Genomic DNA, 22,912 nt, shown 5'->3' on the forward strand with positions numbered 1-22,912 from the left:
TCTATCTAGGTCGGCATGGGCAAGGAAGATCCCCGGCCCGGCTCGGTTCTGGTCGGTTCAGTGCGCTGAAGGAGCGCTCAACGCGGGATTTCGATGAAATCGAGCCGCTTGAACTTTTCCATAAGCGGGACATCGAACGGCTCCGGAACGGTTTGCGTTCCCAGCCCCCAGGCCATGATATCGACGTCCTGCTCTTCCAGAAGCCGTTCGAACCACAGAAAGTCCTCTTCCGAAAAGCCCGCGCCATGCCGGTCGAAGAAACCGCCGATCATATAATCCGCCTCGCGCGTGCCGCGGTGCCATGCGCGGAATTTGGTGCGGCGGATACGGGCGTCCCGGTCTAGGGCCATGGCAAATGTCCAGTCAGTCAAGAAAGATGCCGGGTGCTGGCGAAGCGGCCCCCGGCGCGTTAGGGGACAGATAGTCATGCGCCCCGATATTCTCAATCCACTGTTCGCAGAACTCACCAGCCTCAAGGGCATTGGTGCAGGTCTCGCCAAACCGCTGGCCCGGCTGAAGCTGGAGCGGGTGAAGGATCTGCTGTTTCATTTTCCCAGCTATTTCGTCCATCGCCGCGCGGTGGATGGGCTGGATGATGCGCAGATTGGAGAAACGATCATCCTGTCCGTCGACGTGCTGGACCATCGCAGTGGTGGCAGCGCGCGCAGTCCGCTTCGGATCCACGCGGTGGATGCGCGCGGCGATGTGGTCAGCCTGGTATTTTTCGGGCGCAACTCCGGGTGGGCCAAGAAACAGCTTCCGGTGGGTGAGGCACGTCGGATCACCGGCAAACTCGAAGCCTATGGTCAAGAGCGGCAGATCATCCATCCTGAAGTCGTCGACGGCGATCACAGCGTGCCGATGGTGGAACCGGTTTATCCTCTGGCCGATGGTATCTCCAACCGGCGGATTGGCGATCTGGTGCGCCATGCCATGGAGCGCGCGCCTGCGTTTCCGGAATGGATCGAGCCCAGCGTCAAAGCCAAGTTTGACTGGCCGGGCTGGCAGGAGGCTCTCATTGCCGCCCATCAGCCGGACGGCGCGGCGGGGCAGGCGCGGTTGGCCTATGACGAGCTGTTTTCCAATCAGCTGGCGTATCTGCTGGTGCGTGCAGCCAGCGACAAGCGCCGCACCTTTCCGATCCATGGCGACGGACGGCTTGTTGACGCTCTGACGCTGCCATTTGCGCTGACCGGCGCACAAGCCCGTTCGATCAACGAGATCGAGGGCGATCTGCAGCAAGAGCGCCCGATGCTGCGTCTGCTGCAGGGCGATGTCGGATCGGGCAAGACGGCGGTGGCGTTGATGGCCATGCTGCGCGCAGTGGAGAGCGGGCGCCAGGCAGCTTTGCTGGCGCCAACCGAAATCCTGGCCCGCCAGCATCTGGCCTCCCTGCGAGAGCTGGCTGGATCATTGCCGGTGCAGATCGAAATCCTGACAGGCCGGGACAAGGGCAGGGTTCGCGAATCCACGCTGATGGCACTGGCCGACGGGTCGATCGACATTTTGATCGGCACGCACGCCATCTTTCAGGAGGCGGTGCGATACAAGGCCTTGGGGCTGATCGTGATCGACGAGCAGCACCGGTTCGGCGTCTCGCAGCGGCTGCTCCTTGCCAACAAGGCGGAGCGGCCACCGCACCTGCTGGCGATGACCGCCACGCCCATCCCGCGCACCCTGACACTGGCCTTGTACGGCGAGATGGACGTTTCCGTGCTCGACGAGCTGCCGCCGGGGCGCACGCCGGTGGAAACGGTGGTCATATCGGACGAGAAACTGCCGGATATCGTGGCCGGGATCGGCCGCCATATCCAGGCCGGCGGGCAAGCCTATTGGGTGTGCCCGCTGGTCGAGGAAAACGATGCCAGCGATCTGGCCGCGGCGGAGGAGCGGGCCGCCATGCTCACCCTGCGCTTCGGCAACCGGGTCGGTCTGGTTCATGGCCGGATGAAGGGGCCGGAGAAAGATGCGGTCATGGAGCGCTTTTCATCCGGCGAGCTATCGCTGCTGGTGGCGACCACCGTTATCGAGGTGGGGGTCAATGTGCCCAATGCGTCGCTCATGATCGTGGAGGGGGCGGATCGCTTTGGCCTGGCCCAGCTGCACCAGTTGCGCGGCCGGGTGGGGCGGGGCAGCGCCAAGTCCACCTGCGTGCTGCTGCGTGGCGGATCGCTGAGCGAGACGTCCCGGGCGCGGCTGGCGTTGATGCGCGAAACCAATGACGGCTTCCGCATCGCCGAAGAAGATCTTCGTCTGCGCGGTGCGGGCGAGCTGATGGGCACGCGGCAATCGGGCGAGGAGGGGTTCTCCGTCGCCAATGAAGAGCAGGTGCGCGAGCTGATCGGCTATGCGCGCGACGATGCGAGAATGCTGATCGAGCGTGACGGCGGACTGGAGGGTCCGCGCGGAGAAGCGGCACGCATCGCGCTGTATCTGTTTGAGCGGGACAGCGCCGTCAGGACGCTGCGATCCGGCTAGGCGCGGTTCTGCAGTTCATCCAGCATGGCCAGGAAATCCGGCACACGAAGAAGCCGTTCCAGCTGCATGCCGGCCCGCTCATCCGCAACCCACACGCAATGTGCTTCGATCCGGCCGATCACGGGCAGACGCACGGTGACACGGTCACCGCGGGCAAGGTCACTGACATTGTCGATCATGATCCCGCTGGCCGAGACATTACAAATATGCGCGAACTGCTCCCCTCCGCTCGCACGCTCCATAATGGTCTTGAAATCGATGCGGTGTCTGGTCGCCTGGCGGGATTCAAAATTATCCAGGGCGCTGTTTGGCATAAGGGCGGTACTCGCTAGAAAGGGTTCGTCAGCTTCTCGAAACCTGTAACGGCAGCCTGCCCGGCGCCTTAAGCGCTAATATGGATTATTTTTTCAAAAGAGGCGTAGCGCCCTTTAAGCCGCTATAATCAAACCATGTTTTTTCTTGCCGGCGGATAGCCGAACAGGCTCCTGCCCCGCACTGACGAGCAGTTGGGGATCCTCCACCGGCTCCCCGTCGAGACGGGCGCCGCCGCCGTCGATCAGTCGCCGCGCTTCTTTTTTGGAGGCAACCAGCCCAAGCTCGACATAGGCATCCAATATGTTGATTGGTTCGGATATCGCGATGCTGGGCAGATCGTCGCCAGCGCCGCCGCCTTCGAAGGTCTGCTGCGCCGTCTGGGCGGCGGCCTGCGCAGCCTCGGCACCATGCGCCATCGCGGTGGCGGCATCGGCCAGCTGCTTCTTGGCGTCGTTCAGGTCCGCGCCCTCCAGTGCCTCCAGCGTCTCGATCTGCGCCAGGGGCATATCGGTGAACAGGCGCAGGAAACGGCCGACATCGGCGTCCTGCGTGTTCCGCCAGAACTGCCAGTAATCATAGGGGCTGAGCATATCGGCGCGCAGCCATACCGCGCCATCGGCCGTCTTGCCCATCTTGCGCCCGTCCGCCGTGGTGATCAGCGGCGTGGTCAGGCCGAACAGCTGCGTCCCGTCGATCCGGCGGGTCAGCTCCATGCCGTTGACGATATTGCCCCACTGGTCCGATCCGCCCATCTGCAGGCGGCATCCATGCCGGCGCGACAGCTCCAGAAAGTCATAGGCCTGGAGGATCATATAGTTAAATTCGAGGAAGGTCAGCGGTTGCTCGCGTTCCAGCCGGAGCTTCACGCTGTCGAACGTCAGCATGCGGTTCACCGTGAAATGCGGCCCGACATCGCGCAGCAGTTCGATATAGCCGAGCTGGCTCAACCATTCGTCATTGTTGATCATCACGGCATCGGTTGGCCCGTCGCCGAACGTCAGGAACTGCTCGAATATGGACCGGATCGAGGCGATGTTGGCATTGATCTGATCGTCCGACAACATCTGCCGGCTTTCGTCCTTGCCCGACGGATCGCCGACCTTGGTGGTGCCGCCGCCCATGATCACGATCGGCTTGTGGCCCGCCTTCTGGAGCTGGCGGAGCATCATGATCGAAACCAGATGGCCGACATGGAGCGAGGGCCCGGTTGCATCGAAGCCGATATAACCCGGCACGACATCCTTGCTCGCAAGGCTGTCGAGCCCTTCGGCGTCGGTCAGCTGGTGGATATAGCCGCGCTCGTCGAGCGTGCGAAGGAGATCGGATGAGTAGGTCATGGGTTTCCGGTTACAGGCAGTGGGCGGCGGGGCCAAGAGCGGATCGTATAGGCGGCTATCGAAGGATTGTTGCGCAAAGTTGACAAAGTGAGCGCGAGGGCATTGCGCAGCTGGCTTAGAAAATTTCCTACATCGGTGAGCGGTAGCCTATGGCCAATGGGTCAGGCAAAGTCCTATATTTCAAGATTATTTTTCAGCTGGGTTGCCGGGTCGGACAAAAGAAAAACGGTCCTTCGACCAGTGCAGAACCAAAGGGGGTGGACGATGAGTGATGAAAAACGCGCCGCCGAAGCCGCGGCTTCCAAGTCTCTCCACTTGCGGCGTCATCCCACCACCCCGGCACCGCCGATCGGATCGCTAGCGGTGTCCCTTCAACGCCAGCCCGGGCACCGGCTCCGTCTGCGCTATCGTCTCGACATGGCTCTGGAACATGTGACATGGCCCGGTCCCGCCGAACCGGACCGCACCGACAATCTCTGGCAGAGCACCTGCTGCGAGCTGTTTCTGCGCCGCCCGGGCGCGGATGCCTATGCCGAGTGCAATTTCTCTCCCTCCAGCCAATGGGCCGCCTACCGCTTCGACGATGTGCGCACGGGCATGGCCATGCTGGAGATGGCTCCGCCGCACATCGCGCTGGACACCGGCGAGCGCCATGTCGCGCTGGAGGCGATCGTCACGCTCCCGCACGAATGGCAGGACAGCGCGCTGGATATTGCCCTTAGCGCCGTGATCGAAACCACCGGGCCGGTGAAAAGCTATTGGGCTTTGGCGCATCCTGCCGATAGACCGGATTTTCACCATCCCGGTAGTTTCACGCTCAGGTTACCCACGCCATGACCCAGTCCCCCGTTCACTTCGGCATCGATCGCCTGCTGTCCGAGCCCGATCTGCGCGCACCGCTGAAAGGCAAGCGGGTGGCGTTAGTGGCGCACCCGGCGTCGGTCACGGCGGACCTTACCCATTCGCTCGACGCGCTGATGGCGTGCGAGGATATCGACATCACCGCCGCCTTCGGCCCGCAGCATGGGCTGAAAGGCGACAAGCAGGACAATATGGTGGAGACGCCGGACGAGACCGATCGCGTCCATGGCATTCCGGTCTTCAGCCTGTATGGCGATGTGCGCCGCCCGACGGGCCAATCGATGGGCACGTTCGATGTCGTGTTGATCGATCTGCAGGATCTGGGTTGCCGCATCTACACCTTCGTCACGACCCTGCTTTATATGCTGGAAGCGGCGGCAGAGCATGGCAAGACCGTCTGGGTGCTGGACCGGCCCAATCCGGCGGGCCGCCCCGTCGAGGGGCTGACGCTGCGCGCGGGCTATGAAAGTTTCGTGGGCGCGGGGCCGATGCCGATGCGCCATGGCATGACGCTGGGCGAGATGGGCCACTGGTTCATCGACCATTACGGCCTCGACGTGGACTATCGCGTGATCGACATGAAAGGCTGGTCGCCGGACGCTGCGCCGGGCTTCGGCTGGCCGGACAGCCGCATCTGGATCAACCCCAGCCCCAATGCCGCCAATCTGTCCATGGCGCGCAGCTACGCCGGCACGGTGATGCTGGAAGGGGCAAGCCTGAGCGAGGGCAGGGGCACCACCCGGCCGCTGGAACTGTTCGGCGCACCGGATATCGATGCCCGCGCGGTGATGAACGTGATGCGGGAACTGGCCCCGGAATGGCTGGAAGGTTGCGCCTTGCGCGAAATCTGGTTCGAGCCGACCTTTCACAAACATGCCGGCAGGCTTTGCCATGGCGTGCACATCCACCCCGAAGGCGGCTTTTACGACCATGACGCTTTTCGCCCATGGCGGCTGCAGGCGCTGGCGTTCAAGGCGATCCGGCGGCTTTACCCGGACTATGCGCTGTGGCGCGGCGAAGATTTCAAATATGAATATACCGAGTGCCATTTGGCGATCGACATCATCAATGGCGGCCCGGCCCTGCGCGAATGGGTGGACAATGCACAAGCCACCCCGAACGATCTGGACGCCATGGTGCACGGTGACGAGACATCCTGGCGCAAGGATCGGGAGCGCTTTCTTCTCTATTAGAATGAAACGTCTCTTTCCAGGACAAGGCGTTAAGAACAGGGGGTTTTTCTTGTTGGAATGAGCGGCTTTGCGGTGCGCTATCGCGCCGTGAAACGGACAGCCGCAAAATGTTCGCTGCGCATCTCCTCCCATGCGGAACTGGCAGGCTTTTCCGGCATTTTGCAATTTGCCGTGCAACCGTGCCCGTGCCGTCGATGGAGGAATGAATGACCAACACTTTTCTACCGCTCATGATCGGTTTTGTGATCATGTCGCTTGGTTCTCTCCTGATCTATATGCACGGTTCGAAGCATCCGGAAATACGACATCACACCCATTTCCACGCGGTGGTGCCGTTCATTGCCGCCACATCCTATCTGGCCATGACCTTGGGCCTGGGCGTCACGGCTGTGGATGGCGAAACGCTGTATCTGCCACGCTATGTCGACTGGACGTTCACCACGCCCATTCTGCTGGTCGGCCTCACGCTGACGGGGCTGCACGAGCATCACCGCCATTCGTCCTATATTCTGCCGATCGTGGTGCTCGACGTGCTCATGATCGTGACCGGGCTGTTTTCTGCCCTGGCCGACAATGCGGCCGAACGCTGGATCTGGTATGCGTGGTCCTGCGTCGCCTTTGCCGGCGTGCTCTATCTGCTGTGGGTGCCGGTGCGCGCCATCAGTGATGAAATGGGCGGACAGATGGAGACCGTCTATCGCAAGAACCTGCTGTTCCTGACGGTGGTGTGGTTCTTCTACCCCATTGTTTTCCTGCTTGGGCCCCAGGGTGTCGGCATCATCGACAATGTCGCGGATGTATGGCTGATCCTGGTGCTCGATGTCATTGCCAAGGTGGTCTACGGGTTCCTTTCGGCATCGCGGTTCAAGACGGTGCCCCGGGACGAATTCCCCAAAATGGCCTGAACCATTCAGAAGATTGCATCAGGGACGCCGGGCATTCGCTCCGGCGTCCCTTTTTGCATCAGTGCCCCTGTTTGCGGCTCAGCTCGCGCATCGCCTGATCGAGGCCGTCGAGCGTGAGCGCATACATGCGGTCATCGATCAGCTCGCGGATGATGCGCACGCTTTGGGAATAGCCCCACTGCTTCTCCGGCACCGGGTTGATCCAGGCGGTGGCCGGATAGGTATTGGTCAGCCGGTTGAGCCAGACCGCGCCCGCCTCTTCGTTGAAATGCTCCACGCTGCCGCCGGGATGGCTGATCTCATAGGGGCTCATCGAGGCATCGCCGACGATGATGACCTTATAGTCATGGCCGAATTTGTGCAGGATGTCCCACATCGGCGTGCGTTCGGCAAAACGCCGGCGATTGTCCTTCCAGACGCCCTCGTAAATGCAGTTGTGGAAGTAGAAGAATTCCAGATTCTTGAACTCGCTGGTGGCCGCGCTGAACAGCTCCTCGGTCAGCTTGACGAACGGGTCCATCGATCCGCCCACATCCAGAAACAGCAGCAGCTTCACCGCGTTGCGCTTTTCCGGCCGCATCTTGATGTCGAGCCAGCCCTGCTTGGCCGTGCCCGAAATCGTGGCATCGATATCCAGCTCGTCGGCGGCACCTTCGCGCGCGAAGCGCCGCAGACGGCGCAGCGCCACCTTGATGTTGCGGGTGCCCAGTTCGCGCGTGTTGTCCAGGTTCTTGAACTCGCGCTTGTCCCAGACCTTGACCGCTTTCTTGTGCTTGCTTTCCCCGCCGATACGCACGCCTTCGGGGTTGTAGCCGGAATTGCCATAGGGGGAGGTGCCGCCGGTGCCGACCCATTTATTGCCGCCCTGATGGCGCTTTTCCTGCTCGGCAAGCCGCTCCTTCAGGGTTTCCATCAGCTCGTCCCAGTCGCCGATCTTTTCGATCGCGGCCATTTCTTCCTCGCTGAGATATTTTTCGGCGACCGCCTTCAGCCAGTCCAGCGGAATGTCCTGCTGTTCGGTGCCATAGCTGGTCTCCAGTCCCTTGAAGACCTTGGAGAAGACCTGATCGAACCGGTCCAGCTTGCCCTCGTCCTTCACCAGCGTGGCGCGGGCGAGAAAGTAGAACTCCTCCGGCCGGCGATCGATCACATCCCGGTCCAGCGCCTCCAGCAACATAAGATGCTCCTTAAGCGTTACCCCGATCCCGGCGCTGCGCAGTTCGTCCATGAAAGAATAGAACATCGGCTACTTTCTGTCTGCGTGATCGCCCGGCATTGCGTGGCCAGGCCCGATAAGGCGCGGCACCGTTTACACGGTGCTAACCATCGCGGGTCTATCACGCTGAGCGCTAACCGAAGGATCAGTATCAGTGAAGCACGAGATCATCCAGACCCTGTCCGCAGGGGCATTGGAACAGCTGCCCGCGCAATGCGGCAAGGTCACGATCCATTCCAGCGATGTTGCGGGCATCGTGCAGTCGGTCATCGGATCGTCGGCGCGCCTGCGCAACGACCATCGCGCCTTGATGGAAACGGTGGATTCGCTGGACATGGACCAGCATCAGGTGGTGAGCGCCAGCGACGAGGCGCGGCTTCTGTCCGCCCGCGCGCGCGAACGCCTGGGGGAGGGCACCGATCTCATCCGCTCCTCGCTGGACCATATCGAAGGCCTGCTGGCGCTGGTGGAAGCGCTTGGCGAGCATGTGACCGGATTTGCGGGCGCGATGAACCAGGTCAAGCGCAGCGCCCAAACGATCGACAATATCGCGCGCACCACCAACATGCTGGCGCTCAACGCCGCGATCGAGGCGGAAAAGGCGGGAGACGCCGGGGCCACCTTTGCCGTGGTCGCCAATGAAGTGAAGGAACTGGCCCGCGGCACGCGCAGCGCCACCGACGAGATCAACCGCACGATCGAATCGCTGGGCGCCGAAGCGGCGCAGGTGATCGCCAAGATCGAGCATGGCACCAAGTCCAGCGGCGATGTGCAACAGGCGATCGGGCGCATCGACGAGACCCTGACCGGCGTGACCGACCTCGTGCTCCAGGTGGATCTGCAGAATGACGACATCGTGCAGGCCACCGGCAAGATCAGCGGGCATATCAAAGAGGTGCGCGGCGTGTTGAACACGTTCGACGCCACGGCCGAGGCGAACAACAACAAGCTGGCCGGCGCGCATGGCAAGGTGACCGATCTGGAGATGACCGCCAACGGCATGTTCGATATCATCGTCAAGGCCGGCCTGTCCCCGGACGATGCACAGATGGTCACCGTCGCGCAGGACGGGGCCGCACAGGCCGTGAAACTGGCCGAGCATGCGCTGGCGAGCGGCATGCTGACACGCGGCCAGCTGTTCGATACCAATTATCAGAAGATCGAGGGCAGCAATCCTGCGCGTTTCCGCACGGGGCTGAGCGATTGGGCGCATGCGCATTGGCGGCCGCTGCTGGACAAGATCAGCGCGCAGGACAGCCAGATCATGGCCTCCGCCTGTACCGACCGGAACGGCTTCCTGCCGACGCATCTGACCGAGCGGTCACGCCAGCCCAATGGCGATCTGGCGCATGACACCGAATTCTGCCGCGACGGGCGGATCATCTACCTGCCGATGGACGTAAAGGCCAAGGCGAGCACGCACGACTATACCATGGCCGTCTACCGCCAGGAGGGCGACGGGAAGGACTATGTCATCGTGCGCAACGTCTATGTTCCGCTGATCATCGACGGCACACGATGGGGCGATTTCGAGGTGGCCTACGCGTTCAAGAGCGACGACGCCCGCCTGCTGCTGCGCGGCGCGGCCTAGGCCTCGCTCAGCCGCCCTGGCGGCGGGCCATAAAGGCCAGCCGTTCGAACAGCATGATGTCCTGCTCATTCTTGAGCAACGCGCCATGCAGCGGCGGGATGGCCTTGGTCGGGTCCTTGTTCTGCAGCACGTCGATCGGCATGTCCTCGTGCAGGATCAGCTTCAGCCAATCGAGCAGCTCGCTCGTCGACGGCTTCTTTTTCAGGCCCGGTACGTCGCGCACTTCATAGAAGATATCCATGGCCTTGCTGACCAGGATCTTCTGGATATCCGGGAAATGGACATCGATGATCGCCTGCATCGTCTCGCGATCGGGAAATTTGATATAGTGGAAGAAACAGCGGCGCAGAAAGGCGTCGGGCAGTTCCTTTTCATTGTTCGACGTGATGATGACGATCGGCCGTTCCACCGCCTTCACCGTCTCGCCGGTTTCATAGACATGGAATTCCATGCGATCGAGCTCCTGCAGCAGATCGTTGGGAAATTCGATATCCGCCTTGTCGATCTCGTCGATCAGCAGCACCGGAAGCTCGGGCGCGGTGAACGCTTCCCACAGCTTGCCGCGCTTGATGTAGTTCGAGATGTCGTGGACACGCTCTTCGCCAAGCTGGCCATCGCGCAGGCGGGCCACGGCATCATATTCATACAGGCCCTGATGCGCCTTGGTGGTGGATTTGATGTTCCACTCGATCAGCGGCGCGCCCATGGCCTTGGCCACTTCGGCGGCCAGCACGGTCTTACCGGTGCCGGGCTCTCCCTTGATCAGCAGCGGACGGCGCAGCGTTGCCGCCGCGTTGACGGCCACTTTCAAATCGTCGGTGGCTACATAATCCTTCGTGCCGTCAAACCGCATGGCATCCGTCCTTTATCGAGATCGTTTCCCGATCGGACTAGGGGGCGCGGCGATGGCATGCAAGCCGCGCCTTGCCGCCATGGCTCAACTCTGTTCGGCGCGGACCTTTGCCCTGGCATCCAGAAGACGCCACGCGCCGCGCTGCAGCTGGAACAGCTGATCGGCCCCGAACATGAACGCGCGGGCGGTCGCCGCGTCCGCACAGATCCGGTCGGCCAGGGCTGCCGTTTCATCGGCGCGGGGCAGGGCGCAGAAGGGCGTGGTGATGCCGAGCCGGTTGGCAAGAAGATCCAGAACATCGCGCAGTGCCCACCAGTCCAGGGCAAAGGCCAGGGCCGCGCCTGCCGCGCAGCCGCGCCGCTCGGACGTGGACAGAAGCTGGAAGGACCCGCGCAGTTCCACCGCCGCAGCCTCGCTATGATCATCCTCCGACACACCGCTCACAGGGCCGGCGGCCACGGTGAGCTGCGTCAGATATTGGCGTTCCATCGCAAAGCCATCGGCGGCCTGCACGATCCAGCTGCGCGCCGCCGGATGGGTCAGGCGGGTGGCGGCATGATCGATCACGCCCGGACGCCGGCCGTGCAAAAGGCAGAGAAAATGGACAAGATCGGCCAGTTCGGGCGGATCGGCTTCCCGCATCAGGGCATGATAATGGGTGCAGGCGCCATGGCCATCGGCCTGCTGCATGGCCAATAGTCGCTCGCCGCCAGCATTTGCCGGCCTTATCGTGCGTTCAGCCTTCATGAAATTCGCTGCTCCCGCCGTGTCGATTGACCGGCGAAATCGCCTGCCATGCCGATGGGAACTTGATAGGTCGCAATGCTGAAGAGCTGGTTACTGCCAGCAGGGCGCAAAGCACCCCGCCGGCATATATTTAGGCAAGTCTGTGGAAGACTGGTTGAAAGCCTGTGGAAATCTTGCGGATTACTGGTCCAGGAAGCTGCGCATTTTGCGGCTGCGGCTGGGGTGCTTCAGCTTGCGCAAAGCTTTTGCCTCGATCTGGCGAATGCGTTCGCGCGTCACACTAAACTGCTGACCGACCTCTTCCAGCGTGTGATCGGTGTTCATGCCGATGCCGAAGCGCATGCGCAGCACGCGCTCTTCACGCGGGGTGAGGCTGGCGAGCACGCGGGTGACGGTTTCCTTGAGGTTCGCCTGAATGGCTGCATCCACGGGGATGATGGCATTCTTGTCCTCGATGAAATCGCCGAGATGCGAATCTTCCTCGTCGCCGATCGGCGTTTCGAGGCTGATCGGCTCCTTGGCGATCTTCATCACCTTGCGCACTTTTTCCAGAGGCATCGAAAGACGCTCGGCCATTTCTTCCGGCGTCGGCTCGCGGCCCTGCTCGTGCAGGAACTGGCGGCTGGTGCGCACCAGCTTGTTGATCGTCTCGATCATGTGCACCGGAATACGGATGGTGCGCGCCTGATCGGCGATCGAGCGGGTGATCGCCTGACGGATCCACCAGGTGGCATAGGTGCTGAACTTGTACCCGCGGCGATATTCGAATTTATCCACCGCCTTCATCAGGCCGATATTGCCTTCCTGAATGAGATCCAGGAACTGGAGGCCACGATTGGTGTATTTCTTGGCGATGGAAATCACGAGTCGCAGATTGGCCTCGACCATTTCCTTCTTGGCGATCCGTGCCTCACGCTCGCCCTTCTGCACCATGTTCACGATGCGGCGGAACTCGCTCAGGCTCATGCCCGTGGCGGACGCGATGTCACCGATCTCCGTGCGGATACGATCGACCGCATCGGCCTCATTCTCGACGAACTTCTTCCACTTGCGGTCGATACCCGAGACGGTTTCGAGCCAGCCTTCATCAAGCTCATGCGTGACATATTGCTGCAGGAACTGCGCGCGCGGCACCTTGTGGCGCTCGGCCAGACGCAGCATCTGCCCGCCCAGCGTCGTCAGACGGCGGTTAAAGGCATAGAGCTGATCGACCAGATATTCGATCTTCGTGGCGTGAAACTGGACCGACTCCACCTCGGCCGTCAGGTCTTCGCGCAGCTTGTGATATTTCTTTTCCTGCGCAGCGTTCAGATCGTCGCCGATCCCCAGGGCGGTCATGCGCGCTTCCTGGATCTTGGAGAATTTGCGGAACAAGTCTTCGATGCGCGCGAACCGCTCCAGGGCGTCTGGCTTCAGCGCCTCTTCCATCTGGGCGAGGGAGAGGGTGTTGTCCTCCTCATCCTCTTCCTCTTCACGCTTCTTGCGGCGATCGGCGGCAACCTGATCGTCGTCGTCATCGTCGCCTTCGTCGCTATTGTCTTCCTCGTCCTCGTCTTCCTTGTAGGACGGGCCGGCGGTCTTTTCGCTGATCTCGCCGTCGTCTTCCTCATCATCTTCCATATTTTCCGGAGCAGGCTCCTTGGAAAGCATGGCGTCGAGATCGAGGATTTCGCGCAGCTGCATCTCGCCCTCGTTCAGGGCGGCGGACCATTCGATGATGGCGTGGAAGGTGATGGGCGATTCGCACAGGCCCAGGATCATCGTATCCCGGCCGGCCTCGATCCGCTTGGCGATGGCGATTTCGCCTTCGCGGCTGAGCAGCTCGACCGCGCCCATCTCACGAAGATACATGCGCACGGGATCATCGGTGCGTTCACCGGCGGCAGGCTTTTTGAGCGCCGCCTTCTTGTCGGCGGATTTCTTGTCGGCGGACGCCTTGGCGTCAACGCTCTCGACTTCGTCCTCGGGCTCCTCGGCGGCTTCCTCGTCATTCTCGACGATATTCACGCCCATCTCGGAGATCGCGGACATCACGTCCTCGATCTGCTCGGAACTCATCTGGTCCTGCGGCAGCGCATCGTTCAGCTCGTCATAGGTCAGATAGCCACGCTTCTTGGCGCGGCTCAAAAGCTTTTTGATCTTGGCGTCGTTCAGGTCGATCAGCGGTGCATCGCCATTATCGCCTTCGGTATTGCTGTCCGGTTTTTTTGCGCGGGTGGCCAATGCTCTACTCTTTCATTTTACCGACAGGCGAAGCGATTAAAAATCTTCGTCCTGCATGAGATCCGCGAGCCGCCGGTCGAATTCTTCCCGGACGGCGCGCAGCCTTTGTTGTTCTGCATAACTATCCTCGGTCAGGTTCGTTTCCGCTGCCCGTGTCGCGCGTTCCAGCGCGGCCTCAATGGCAGGACGTTCGACCATAACGCGAATAGCTTCGCACAAATCCCGTTTTGCCCGTTCCTCGTCCCCCGATGGGGCCGCACCGGGCGCCGCCTGCCGATTGAATGAGAAGATCAGCGGTTCGACCCCGTTCGGTCCATGCGCTCTATTATACAACTCAGCTGTGGTTGATATGGGATAACCCCCCTCTGGATCAAGCCCTTTAGATGGTGCGGGCGTGCCGGAAAGCATCGTATCGAGCCGCTGCGCCAGATCCGTGTCGACGGGATGATAATCGCTGAGCATTTCGAAATGGGTGTTGGCGATGTCGGGAAAACGCTCCAGCCCGGCAATCACCGCGCGGGTGATGCTGTGATCGAAACTGGCGGTGTTCAGGCCTTTGAGCGCAGCCGATGCGGGCGGAATGGGGGGCTTCCACTGGCCGCCGCGTTGCTGGCCGCGCCCACGCCCGACGAACTTCCCGCCGCCATAGCCGCCCCCTGCATAGCGCTTCGGCGCGCGCGCGAAGAGCGTATCGATCCGCTCACGAAAGGCATCGTTATAATGATGGCGAATGTCGTCATCGCCGATGGTGCGGACATGCTCGTTCAGGCGCGCCTTCAGGGCGGCGCGCTGCTCGGGCGTGCTGAGCGGAGCGGCGGCGCGTTCATGGTTCCACAGGCGCTCGACCAGCGGTTCGGCCCGTTCCAGCAGCTCGGCAAAGGCGCGCGGCCCGGCGCTGCGCAGCAGATCGTCCGGGTCCTGACCGGCGGGCAGGGTGGCAAAGGCCAGGCTGTGGCCGGGCCGCAGCAGCGGCAGCGCGCGAGATGCGGCGCGCATGGCGGCGCGCTGGCCGGCCGAATCGCCATCGAAGCACAAGATCGGGCATTCCACCTGCTTCCACAGCATCTCGATCTGCGTTTCGGTGAGCGCAGTGCCCAGCGGCGCGACGACATCGTGAAAGCCCGCCTGCGCCAGCGCGATGGCGTCCATATAGCCTTCGACCACGATCATCCGGCCCGTCTGGCGTCCGGCAGGCGCGGCCTTGTCCAGATTGTAGAGCGTGCGGCCCTTGTCGAACAGCGGCGTATCGGGCGAGTTCAGATATTTGGGCTCGCCATCCCCCAGCACGCGCCCACCGAAGGCGATCACGCGGCCCCGGATATCGCGGATGGGGATCATCACGCGCCCGCGGAACCGGTCATAGGGCTGCTTGCCCTCGACATCGATCAGCACCCCGGCCTCGATCAGCTGCGGTATCTCGAACCGCGACAGCTCGCGCGTCGTCCCGCCGCGCTCATCGGGCGCAAAGCCGAAGCCGAAGGCGGTCAGGGTGGCAGGCGACAAGCCGCGCTGCTCCAGATAACCGCGTGCACCGGCGCCCTCCAGTCCGCGCAATTTCTCGGCATAGCGCTCCTGCGCTGCCTCCATCACATCATGCAGGCTCGCGCGTTTTTCCGCGCGCCGGGCGGCCTGCGGATCGGGCGCAGGCACGTCCATGCCAGCCTCATCCGCCAGCGCTTTGACCGCATCCATGAAGTCGAGCCCGCCATAATCGATCATCCAGTCGATCGCGCTGCCATGCTTCTGGCAGCCGAAGCAGTGATAGAAGCCCTTTTCCTCGCTCACCGTGAAGCTGGGCGACTTCTCGTTATGGAACGGGCAGCAGGCTTTATATTCGCGCCCCGCCTTGGTCAGCTTGATGCTGCGCCCGATCAGCGATGACAGGCTGGTACGGTCCTTGAGCTGATCCAGCCATTGCGGGGAAAGCGACATCAGGCAGCAACCTGCAAACTGCTATTGCGGAGAAAAGCGGACAACATGGCCCGCCGTGCCGTTGGCCCCGAGCGAAGTCGAGGGGGCATTCCATTACATGCAAGGGTCTGGACAGGCGCGGCTTCAACCTCGCTTGGCACGAATGGTGAGTCGATAGGGGAGCTTGCTTGGCAAATCGTCATTCAAGCGCCTCCTTTTTTTGCAAATCGCACCGCTCGTTCCTTCGGAGGAACTGCGTGAAACGACACATCCTTCCAGTCACCTCGGATCAGCGCCTGCTTCTTCGCGCGCGACCAGTTCTTGATCTGCAACTCCGCCGCCAGCGCTTCGTGCCGATGGGCAAAGTCCTGCGCCCAAACCAGCGTTACAGGCAGGCGCCGGGCGGTGAAGCGGCAATAGCCGCCATGATGGTGTTCGGCCATGCGGCGTTCCAGATCATCGGTGTGGCCGGTATAATAGCGGTCGTCCGAACAGTGCAGGATGTAGGTCCAGAACGCCATCGCATCAGGATGCTACGGCGGCGGGTTTGAGTCGAGTCCTTGGATCGGGCCTTAGCTCTCCTGAGCGTAGCCGAGGGATCAAGGGGCTATCGATCGAACGCCAGGATTCGAACGAACGATGCCTCGACTACGCTCGGCACGAACGGGGGGCGGGGCTTGAATGAAGAGGACAGGTGGTCTTTCGGACCGGGTTCAATCGCATCCCGCTTTTGCACCATCCGCTGCCGCTGCAGGAAACGGTCCCGCCCCTGTTGCGCTATACCCATCCGCTTCGAAACCATAGGCCTTGGCCGGGCCCTTGGGCGGTTTGGTGGATTTCCAGAAAAACGTCACCGGCTCGCCAGTGCCCCAGGTTTCCCCGGTGGCGACCTCCCAGATCAGCATGCCGCCCTGACAGCTGATCGTGAAGGTGCCGTCCGGTCCCAGCGCGGCGCGCGCCTGTTCGAGCGAATAGCCTGCCTGCCCGGCAAAGCCGTCCGCCGGCATGGTCATGCGGAAGGTGACCGATTTCTCGACCCGTTTCACCGTTTCCGGCTGCGCCATCGCATCGTCGTTCGGCTTGTCCACGCCGGGCGTCACGATGTGCACGAACGTGTAGACGGTGCCGTCCGGCAGGCTTGCCGGATCGCAGCTGTCGATATTGGACGGGCAGGCGACATAGCTTTCGATATCGCCGAGCGCGGTGCCGTCTGCAGTGGCCAGCGATCCTTCGACCTCCGGCCCGGCAGGCCCCTGGATGCGCGCACCCAGCTGCTCGCGGGCGAAATCCTCGGCATTGACGGGCACGCCGGCCGGTGCAGCGGCGGCGTCTGCGGCCTCGTCCTGCTCGGCAGGCACCACCTCTTCCTCATTGGCGCAGGCACTCAGCGACAGGCCGAGCGCCAGGGCGGACAGCGCAAGCCGCCGCATCAGGACAGGCTCGCTTTGACCAGCGCGCTGGCCTTGCTCATGTCCAGCTCGGTCGCGTGGCGGCTTTTCAGCTCGGCCATCACCTTGCCCATATCCTTCATGCCCTCGGCACCGAAATCGGCCTTCACCTGTTCGATCGCGGCCATGGTCGCCGCATCGTCCATCTGCGCGGGCAGGAACTGCTCGATCACCTCCAGCTCGCTGCGTTCGGCGGCGGCCAGCTCGGTGCGGCCACCGTCATCGAACATCTGGATCGATTCGCGGCGCTGCTTGGCCATCTTCTGCAGGGTATCGATCACCATCGCATCATCGTCGCCCGCATCCTTGCCGCGCATCTCGATATCGCGATCCTTGATCTTGGCCAGCATCAGGCGGACGGCGGCAAGACGCTGCTTGTCGCCGCCTTTCATGGCAGCAATCTGGGCGGCCTTCAGCTGATCGCGAATCATGGTCTCTCCGGGGGCATGTTTTGGGAAATAAAGGACCGCTATAGCGGCAACATTGCGGCTTTCATAGATTGACCGTGCGGCCCGCGCGGTTGTAGCTCACCCCTCAGTCCGGCGGCGTGTGATGCGCGGCCAACGCACCCCTGCGCTGAACCCAAACAAGGGATGATTTTCGCCATGTCCGACACCGGCATTCCCGATGCACCGCCCGGCGCCACGGGCCTGCTGTTGCTGTCCAATGGCCGCGCGATCTGGGGCAAAGGCTTCGGCGCAGAGGGCATGCGCGTGGGCGAGCTGTGCTTCAACACCGCCATGACCGGCTATCAGGAAGTGATGACCGATCCCAGCTATGCCGGGCAGATCATCAATTTTACCTTCCCGCATATCGGCAATGTCGGCGCGAACGAGGAAGATCAGGAGGCGGACCGCGCCCATGCGCTCGGCTGTCTGGTGCGCGAGGATGTGACCGCGCCCAGCAATTTCCGCGAGCAGGCGCGCTTCGATGCGTGGATGGCGGCCGAGGGCCTGATCGGCCTGTCCGGCATCGACACGCGCGCGCTCACCCGGCTGATCCGCCGCGAAGGCGCGCCCGGCGCGGTGATCGCCCATAGCGCCAGCGGCATGTTCGACCGGGACGCGCTGCGCGATGCGTTGGCCGAGTGGACCGGGCTGGAAGGCCAGGACCTGGCGTCCGAGGTGACCGGCGAGGAAACCCATTTGTGGGACCGCGGCGGCACGTGGGAACTGGGGCAAGGCTTCGGCAAGGCGGGCGAGGGGCAGCAGCCCCATGTCGTTGCCATCGATTATGGCGCCAAGAGCAACATCTTCCGCAACCTCGTTCAGGCCGGTGCCCGCGTGACCGTGGTGTCCGCGCGCGCCACGCTGGACGATATCGTGGCGCTGGAGCCGGACGGCGTGTTCCTGTCCAACGGACCGGGCGATCCCGCAGCGACCGGCGCGCATGCCGTGCCGGTGATCCAGGAACTGCTGGAACGCGACATGCCGATCTTCGGCATCTGTCTGGGCCATCAGCTGCTCGGCCTGGCGCTGGGCGCGAAGACCGCGAAAATGTTTCAGGGGCATCGCGGCGCGAACCATCCGGTCAAGCGCCTGGAAGATGGCGTGGTGGAAATCACCAGCATGAACCACGGTTTTGCGGTGGACGGCGACACGCTGCCGGACGGCGTCACCCAGACCCATGTCAGCCTGTTCGACGGCACCAATTGCGGACTGGAGGCGAGGGGTGGGCGCGTGTTCGGCGTGCAATATCATCCCGAGGCGAGCCCGGGGCCGCAGGACAGCTTTTACCTGTTTGAGAAGTTTGTGGGGGGGTTGGCGTGAAAATTAGTTTCCAAGATGCACGGCAGCTCGTTTTGACAGCTACGTATGAGAATCTAGTTTATCATGCCGAGTATGAGACGTTTCGATCAGAGGATATCCACGCGCATGTGAAAGACTTGATCGGCGCGGGATATGTTCAAAGGCTTTTAAGGGTCTTAGCCGATGAAAACTTCGTGTTAATTGACCAGTACGACGAACACTCCGCTTTGAACTACACGTTGTCAGATGAAGGGCTTCGAGCGTCTGAGGAGTTGCCATCTGTTGAAGACTTCAAATCAAGTATATTGAAGAGCCACAGAGACTCGCGCGAAGTGCCGGCAGTAGATCGCCTAGTTACTCTGGACCATAACCAGCCCGATTATGATGATATCGCCGAAGGATTAGAGAATGCGATAGAAACGGTTAAGAACGTTCAAACCAATGGTGTTGGAGCAGACCAAAAAAACTCGTTAATCGCTGGTTTGGAAGCGGCTAGAAGTCTTTGGAACGCCTTCGAATTAAATCAAACGCAGTTCAAAATAGGCATCATCATGGCTGTAGAGCGTGCCGAAGTTGCCTTGAAGACATCATTTAGTTTAGTCAAAGGACCTCTTCTTATGGAGGCACTGAAAGCTTTTTATCACGCTGCTAAGCAGGGCGGAATTTCATAATGCCCAAACGCACTGACATAAACACCGTCCTCGTCATCGGCGCAGGCCCCATCATCATCGGGCAGGCGTGCGAGTTCGATTATTCGGGCACGCAGGCCATCAAGGCGCTGCGCGAGGAGGGCTATCGCATCGTCCTCGTCAACTCCAACCCCGCCACGATCATGACCGATCCGGACATGGCGGACGCCACCTATATCGAGCCGGTGACGCCAGAAATGGTCGCCAAGATCATCGCCAAGGAGCGCACCGAGCGCCCGGACGACGTGCTGGCCGTGCTGCCGACCATGGGCGGGCAGACCGCGCTCAACTGCGCGCTGGCGCTCGACGCGGACGGCACGCTGGAGAAATATGGCGTCGAGCTGATCGGCGCCAGGGCAGACGCGATCGACAAGGCGGAAAACCGCCAGCGTTTCCGCGAGGCGATGGACAAGATCGGCCTGCAGAGCCCGCGCTCGGCCACCGTGCATACGATGGAAGAGGCGCTGGCCGCCGTCGAGCATACCGGCCTGCCATCGATCATCCGCCCCAGCTTCACCATGGGCGGCACCGGCGGCGGCATCGCCTATAACCGCGAGGAGTTCGAGGAGATCGTGCGCGGCGGGCTGTATGCCAGCCCCACCACCGAAGTGCTGATCGAGGAATCGGTGCTCGGCTGGAAAGAATATGAGATGGAGGTGGTGCGCGACAAGAACGACAATTGCATCATCATCTGCTCGATCGAAAATGTGGACCCGATGGGCGTCCACACAGGGGACAGCATCACCGTCGCGCCGGCGCTGACGCTGACCGACAGGGAATATCAGATCATGCGCAACGCCAGCATCGCGGTGCTGCGCGAAATCGGCGTGGAAACAGGCGGTTCGAACGTACAGTTCGCAGTCAATCCCAAGGATGGCCGGCTGGTCGTGATCGAGATGAACCCGCGCGTGTCGCGTTCGTCCGCGCTGGCATCCAAGGCGACGGGCTTTCCCATCGCCAAGGTCGCGGCCAAGCTGGCGGTCGGCTATACGCTGGACGAGATTGCCAACGACATCACCGGCGGCGCGATGCCTGCGAGTTTCGAGCCGACCATCGATTATGTGGTCACCAAGATCCCGCGCTTCGCCTTTGAAAAGTTCAAGGGCGCGGACAACAATCTGTCCACCGCCATGAAGTCGGTCGGCGAGGTGATGGCTATCGGACGCTGCTTTGCGGAAAGCATGCAGAAGGCGCTGCGCGGCCTGGAAACCGGGCTCGACGGCTTCAACCGCGTGCGCGAGCTGCAGGGCATGAGCCGGGAGCGGATCACCGAGGCGCTGTCCAAGCCCACGCCCGAGCGCATCCTGGTGGTGGCGCAGGCGATGCGCGAAGGCTTTTCGGTGGAGGATATCCACGCGATCACCTTTTACGATCCCTGGTTTCTGCGCCAGATCGAGGCGATCATCGCGGCCGAGGCGGAGATCGAGGCCAATGGCCTGCCGATCGACGCGCCCGGCCTGCGCCGCCTGAAAGCCATGGGTTTCTCGGACGCGCGGCTGGCCAATCTGGCGGTGGATTCGGTGCATGTCGCGCATGGCTCCGGCCGCGCGGTCGCCCAGTCACGCGGGCTGATCGGATCGGTCATCCAGGCGATGGCCGGTGCCACCAACGAGGCGGAAGTCTGCGCGCTGCGCCACAAGCTGGGCGTGCGCCCGGTCTACAAGCGCATCGACAGCTGCGCCGGCGAGTTCGACGCCACCACGCCCTATATGTATTCGACCTATGAAACGCCGACCTTTGGCGAGGCCGAGAATGAGGCGATGCCGTCCGACCGCGAAAAGATCGTGATCCTGGGCGGCGGGCCGAACCGGATCGGGCAGGGGATCGAGTTCGATTATTGCTGCTGCCACGCCTGCTTCGCGCTGGAAGAGGCGGGCTATGAGACCATCATGATCAACTGCAATCCGGAAACGGTGAGCACGGATTATGACACGTCCGACCGGCTCTATTTCGAACCGCTGACCGCAGAAGACGTGCTCGAAGTCCTGTCGATCGAGAAGACCAACGGTACGCTGAAGGGCGTGATCGTGCAGTTTGGCGGGCAGACCCCGCTGGGCCTGGCCAAGGCGCTGGAGGATGCGGGCATCCCGATCCTGGGCACCGATCCCGATGCCATCGATCTGGCCGAGGACCGCGAGCGTTTTGCCAAGATCGTGCGCAAGCTCAAGCTCAAGCAGCCGGAAAACGGCATCGCCCGCAGCCTGGAAGAGGCCCTCGCCGGGGCAGAGCGCATCGGCTACCCGGTGTTGCTGCGGCCCAGCTATGTGCTGGGGGGCCGCGCGATGGAGATCGTCGACAGCCCGCAGCAGCTGGAAAACTATATCGCCACCGCCGTGCAGGTGTCGGGCGACAGCCCCGTGCTGATCGACCAGTATCTGCGCGATGCGACCGAAGTGGATGTCGACGCGATTTGCGACGGCGTGCAGGTGGTCGTCGCCGGCGTGCTGGAGCATATCGAGGAAGCCGGCGTGCATTCGGGCGACAGCGCCTGCTCGCTGCCGCCGCACAGCCTGCCGCCCGCCATCATCGATGAGATCAAGCGCCAGACCGAGGCGCTGGCCTTCGGCCTGAAGGTGCGCGGCCTGATGAACGTGCAGTTCGCGGTGAAGGATGGCGAGATCTATCTGATCGAGGTCAATCCGCGCGCCAGTCGCACGGTGCCCTTCGTCGCCAAGGCCATCGGCACGCCCATCGCCAAAATCGCCGCGCGCGTGATGGCGGGCGAAATGCTGGCCGATCTGCCGCCGATCGATCTCGACATCGCGCATGTCGCGGTGAAGGAGGCCGTGTTCCCCTTCGCGCGCTTCCCCGGCGTCGATCCGGTGCTCAGTCCGGAAATGAAGTCCACCGGCGAAGTGATGGGAATCGATGCCGATTTCCCGACCGCCTTTGCCAAGTCCCAGATCGGCGCCGGCATGAAGCTGCCCTTGTCCGGCTGCCTGTTCGTGTCCGTGAAAGACAGCGACAAGCCCGTCATCCTGCCCGCCGTGCGCGATGCGCTGGCCATGGGGTTCAAGGTGATCGCGACCGGCGGCACCGCCACCTATCTGCAGGACGCGGGGCTGGCGGTGGAGCGCGTCAACAAAGTGGCCGAGGGGCGCCCGCATATCGTGGACCGCATCAAGGATGGCGATGTCGCGCTGATCTTCAACACCACCGAGGGCTGGCAATCGCTTAAAGACAGCGCCAGCATCCGGGCCTCCGCACTGCGCCAGAATGTGGCGAGCTACACCACGGCGGCGGCTGGCGTGGCCGCAATTCAGGCAATCGGGGCGCTCACCGCGCACAGCCTTGAAGTTCGGTCGCTTCAGGACTATTATTCACAGTCGCAGTAAGACCTTTCCCCAAATTACTACGAACTGCGGACGGTTGGCCCTGGCCAGCCGTTAGGGGACCA

At 62.2% G+C, this 22,912-nt stretch carries 19 protein-coding genes; 8 read left to right on the plus strand and 11 right to left on the minus strand.

From position 1 onward, the window contains the following. Positions 1–77 precede the first annotated feature (77 nt). Entirely contained in the window at positions 78–350 is a 273-nt protein-coding gene (locus tag G410_RS0110910; protein ID WP_022673694.1) for an FAD assembly factor SdhE, read from the minus strand. A 76-nt stretch (positions 351–426) separates the two neighbouring features. On the opposite strand from G410_RS0110910, the gene recG reads away from it, so the two are divergent. After that, positions 427–2,478, plus strand: coding sequence for an ATP-dependent DNA helicase RecG (recG, locus tag G410_RS0110915; RefSeq protein ID WP_022673695.1), 2,052 nt, complete (start codon positions 427–429; stop codon positions 2,476–2,478). On the opposite strand, the gene G410_RS0110920 is transcribed toward recG, so the two are convergent. Together G410_RS0110920 and tyrS are read right to left on the minus strand one after the other, a co-directional pair. Further along, positions 2,475–2,792 (minus strand): PilZ domain-containing protein, encoded by a 318-nt coding sequence (locus G410_RS0110920; protein ID WP_022673696.1) that lies wholly within the window; start codon positions 2,790–2,792, stop codon positions 2,475–2,477. The two genes, recG and G410_RS0110920, sit on opposite strands and share 4 nt — an antisense overlap. Positions 2,793–2,906: 114 nt before the next feature. After that, the gene (gene tyrS / locus G410_RS0110925; RefSeq protein ID WP_022673697.1) at positions 2,907–4,130 is read right to left on the minus strand and encodes a tyrosine--tRNA ligase; all 1,224 of its coding nucleotides are present in this window, start codon (positions 4,128–4,130) and stop codon (positions 2,907–2,909) included. A 264-nt stretch (positions 4,131–4,394) separates the two neighbouring features. On the opposite strand from tyrS, the gene G410_RS0110930 reads away from it, so the two are divergent. From G410_RS0110930 to G410_RS0110945, 3 genes are all read left to right on the plus strand, one after another. Beyond that, positions 4,395–4,967, plus strand: a complete 573-nt coding sequence (locus G410_RS0110930; RefSeq protein ID WP_084489145.1) for a DOMON-like domain-containing protein — start codon at positions 4,395–4,397, stop codon at positions 4,965–4,967. Beyond that, positions 4,964–6,184: an exo-beta-N-acetylmuramidase NamZ family protein gene (locus tag G410_RS0110935; RefSeq protein WP_028971366.1), complete on the plus strand. Its 1,221-nt coding sequence runs from the start codon at positions 4,964–4,966 to the stop codon at positions 6,182–6,184. Before G410_RS0110930 ends, G410_RS0110935 begins: the two co-directional genes overlap by 4 nt. Before the next feature lie 206 nt (positions 6,185–6,390). Continuing rightward, entirely contained in the window at positions 6,391–7,089 is a 699-nt protein-coding gene (locus tag G410_RS0110945) for a bacteriorhodopsin (protein ID WP_028971367.1), read from the plus strand. 58 nt (positions 7,090–7,147) lie between these two features. Here G410_RS0110945 and G410_RS0110950 read toward each other — a convergent pair whose 3' ends face one another. Then, the gene (locus G410_RS0110950) at positions 7,148–8,332 is read right to left on the minus strand and encodes a vWA domain-containing protein (RefSeq protein WP_022673700.1); all 1,185 of its coding nucleotides are present in this window, start codon (positions 8,330–8,332) and stop codon (positions 7,148–7,150) included. A gap of 127 nt (positions 8,333–8,459) precedes the next feature. On the opposite strand from G410_RS0110950, the gene G410_RS16415 reads away from it, so the two are divergent. Continuing rightward, the gene (locus G410_RS16415; protein ID WP_022673701.1) at positions 8,460–9,896 is read left to right on the plus strand and encodes a methyl-accepting chemotaxis protein; all 1,437 of its coding nucleotides are present in this window, start codon (positions 8,460–8,462) and stop codon (positions 9,894–9,896) included. A 7-nt stretch (positions 9,897–9,903) separates the two neighbouring features. On the opposite strand, the gene G410_RS0110960 is transcribed toward G410_RS16415, so the two are convergent. The 7 genes from G410_RS0110960 to G410_RS0110990 all read right to left on the minus strand — a co-directional run bounded on the left by G410_RS0110960 (position 9,904) and on the right by G410_RS0110990 (position 17,509). Next, positions 9,904–10,749, minus strand: a complete 846-nt coding sequence (locus G410_RS0110960) for an AAA family ATPase (RefSeq protein ID WP_022673702.1) — start codon at positions 10,747–10,749, stop codon at positions 9,904–9,906. An 84-nt stretch (positions 10,750–10,833) separates the two neighbouring features. After that, entirely contained in the window at positions 10,834–11,496 is a 663-nt protein-coding gene (locus G410_RS16420) for a DUF6975 family protein (RefSeq protein ID WP_084489147.1), read from the minus strand. Positions 11,497–11,676: 180 nt separating this feature from the next. Beyond that, positions 11,677–13,719 (minus strand): RNA polymerase sigma factor RpoD, encoded by a 2,043-nt coding sequence (rpoD, locus tag G410_RS0110970; protein WP_022673704.1) that lies wholly within the window; start codon positions 13,717–13,719, stop codon positions 11,677–11,679. A gap of 36 nt (positions 13,720–13,755) precedes the next feature. Next, positions 13,756–15,651: a DNA primase gene (dnaG, locus tag G410_RS0110975; protein ID WP_022673705.1), complete on the minus strand. Its 1,896-nt coding sequence runs from the start codon at positions 15,649–15,651 to the stop codon at positions 13,756–13,758. 182 nt (positions 15,652–15,833) lie between these two features. Beyond that, the gene (locus tag G410_RS0110980) at positions 15,834–16,151 is read right to left on the minus strand and encodes a GIY-YIG nuclease family protein (protein WP_022673706.1); all 318 of its coding nucleotides are present in this window, start codon (positions 16,149–16,151) and stop codon (positions 15,834–15,836) included. 192 nt (positions 16,152–16,343) lie between these two features. After that, on the minus strand, positions 16,344–17,060 hold the full coding sequence (locus G410_RS0110985) for a hypothetical protein (RefSeq protein WP_022673707.1): 717 nt from the start codon (positions 17,058–17,060) through the stop codon (positions 16,344–16,346). Beyond that, entirely contained in the window at positions 17,060–17,509 is a 450-nt protein-coding gene (locus G410_RS0110990; protein WP_022673708.1) for a GatB/YqeY domain-containing protein, read from the minus strand. Before G410_RS0110990 ends, G410_RS0110985 begins: the two co-directional genes overlap by 1 nt. A gap of 174 nt (positions 17,510–17,683) precedes the next feature. Between G410_RS0110990 and carA the strand changes: the two genes are divergently transcribed. From carA to carB, 3 genes are read left to right on the plus strand one after another with little or no spacing between them, the layout of a single operon-like run. After that, entirely contained in the window at positions 17,684–18,847 is a 1,164-nt protein-coding gene (gene carA, locus G410_RS0110995; RefSeq protein WP_028971369.1) for a glutamine-hydrolyzing carbamoyl-phosphate synthase small subunit, read from the plus strand. Beyond that, positions 18,844–19,497, plus strand: coding sequence for a hypothetical protein (locus G410_RS0111000; RefSeq protein ID WP_022673710.1), 654 nt, complete (start codon positions 18,844–18,846; stop codon positions 19,495–19,497). Before carA ends, G410_RS0111000 begins: the two co-directional genes overlap by 4 nt. Then, entirely contained in the window at positions 19,497–22,850 is a 3,354-nt protein-coding gene (gene carB, locus G410_RS0111005) for a carbamoyl-phosphate synthase large subunit (protein ID WP_022673711.1), read from the plus strand. Before G410_RS0111000 ends, carB begins: the two co-directional genes overlap by 1 nt. Positions 22,851–22,912: the final 62 nt, after the last annotated feature.

It is taken from the genome of Novosphingopyxis baekryungensis DSM 16222, assembly GCF_000420305.1.
Lineage (GTDB): Bacteria > Pseudomonadota > Alphaproteobacteria > Sphingomonadales > Sphingomonadaceae > Novosphingopyxis > Novosphingopyxis baekryungensis.

Coding starts and splice junctions, on each gene's coding strand:
- G410_RS0110910 (WP_022673694.1), bottom strand. CDS start 350: ATGGCCCTAGACCGGGACGCCCGTATCCGCCGCACCAAATTCCGCGCA.
- recG (WP_022673695.1), top strand. CDS start 427: ATGCGCCCCGATATTCTCAATCCACTGTTCGCAGAACTCACCAGCCTC.
- G410_RS0110920 (WP_022673696.1), bottom strand. CDS start 2,792: ATGCCAAACAGCGCCCTGGATAATTTTGAATCCCGCCAGGCGACCAGA.
- tyrS (WP_022673697.1), bottom strand. CDS start 4,130: ATGACCTACTCATCCGATCTCCTTCGCACGCTCGACGAGCGCGGCTAT.
- G410_RS0110930 (WP_084489145.1), top strand. CDS start 4,395: ATGAGTGATGAAAAACGCGCCGCCGAAGCCGCGGCTTCCAAGTCTCTC.
- G410_RS0110935 (WP_028971366.1), top strand. CDS start 4,964: ATGACCCAGTCCCCCGTTCACTTCGGCATCGATCGCCTGCTGTCCGAG.
- G410_RS0110945 (WP_028971367.1), top strand. CDS start 6,391: ATGACCAACACTTTTCTACCGCTCATGATCGGTTTTGTGATCATGTCG.
- G410_RS0110950 (WP_022673700.1), bottom strand. CDS start 8,332: ATGTTCTATTCTTTCATGGACGAACTGCGCAGCGCCGGGATCGGGGTA.
- G410_RS0110960 (WP_022673702.1), bottom strand. CDS start 10,749: ATGCGGTTTGACGGCACGAAGGATTATGTAGCCACCGACGATTTGAAA.
- G410_RS16420 (WP_084489147.1), bottom strand. CDS start 11,496: ATGAAGGCTGAACGCACGATAAGGCCGGCAAATGCTGGCGGCGAGCGA.
- dnaG (WP_022673705.1), bottom strand. CDS start 15,651: ATGTCGCTTTCCCCGCAATGGCTGGATCAGCTCAAGGACCGTACCAGC.
- G410_RS0110980 (WP_022673706.1), bottom strand. CDS start 16,151: ATGGCGTTCTGGACCTACATCCTGCACTGTTCGGACGACCGCTATTAT.
- G410_RS0110985 (WP_022673707.1), bottom strand. CDS start 17,060: ATGCGGCGGCTTGCGCTGTCCGCCCTGGCGCTCGGCCTGTCGCTGAGT.
- G410_RS0110990 (WP_022673708.1), bottom strand. CDS start 17,509: ATGATTCGCGATCAGCTGAAGGCCGCCCAGATTGCTGCCATGAAAGGC.
- carA (WP_028971369.1), top strand. CDS start 17,684: ATGTCCGACACCGGCATTCCCGATGCACCGCCCGGCGCCACGGGCCTG.
- carB (WP_022673711.1), top strand. CDS start 19,497: ATGCCCAAACGCACTGACATAAACACCGTCCTCGTCATCGGCGCAGGC.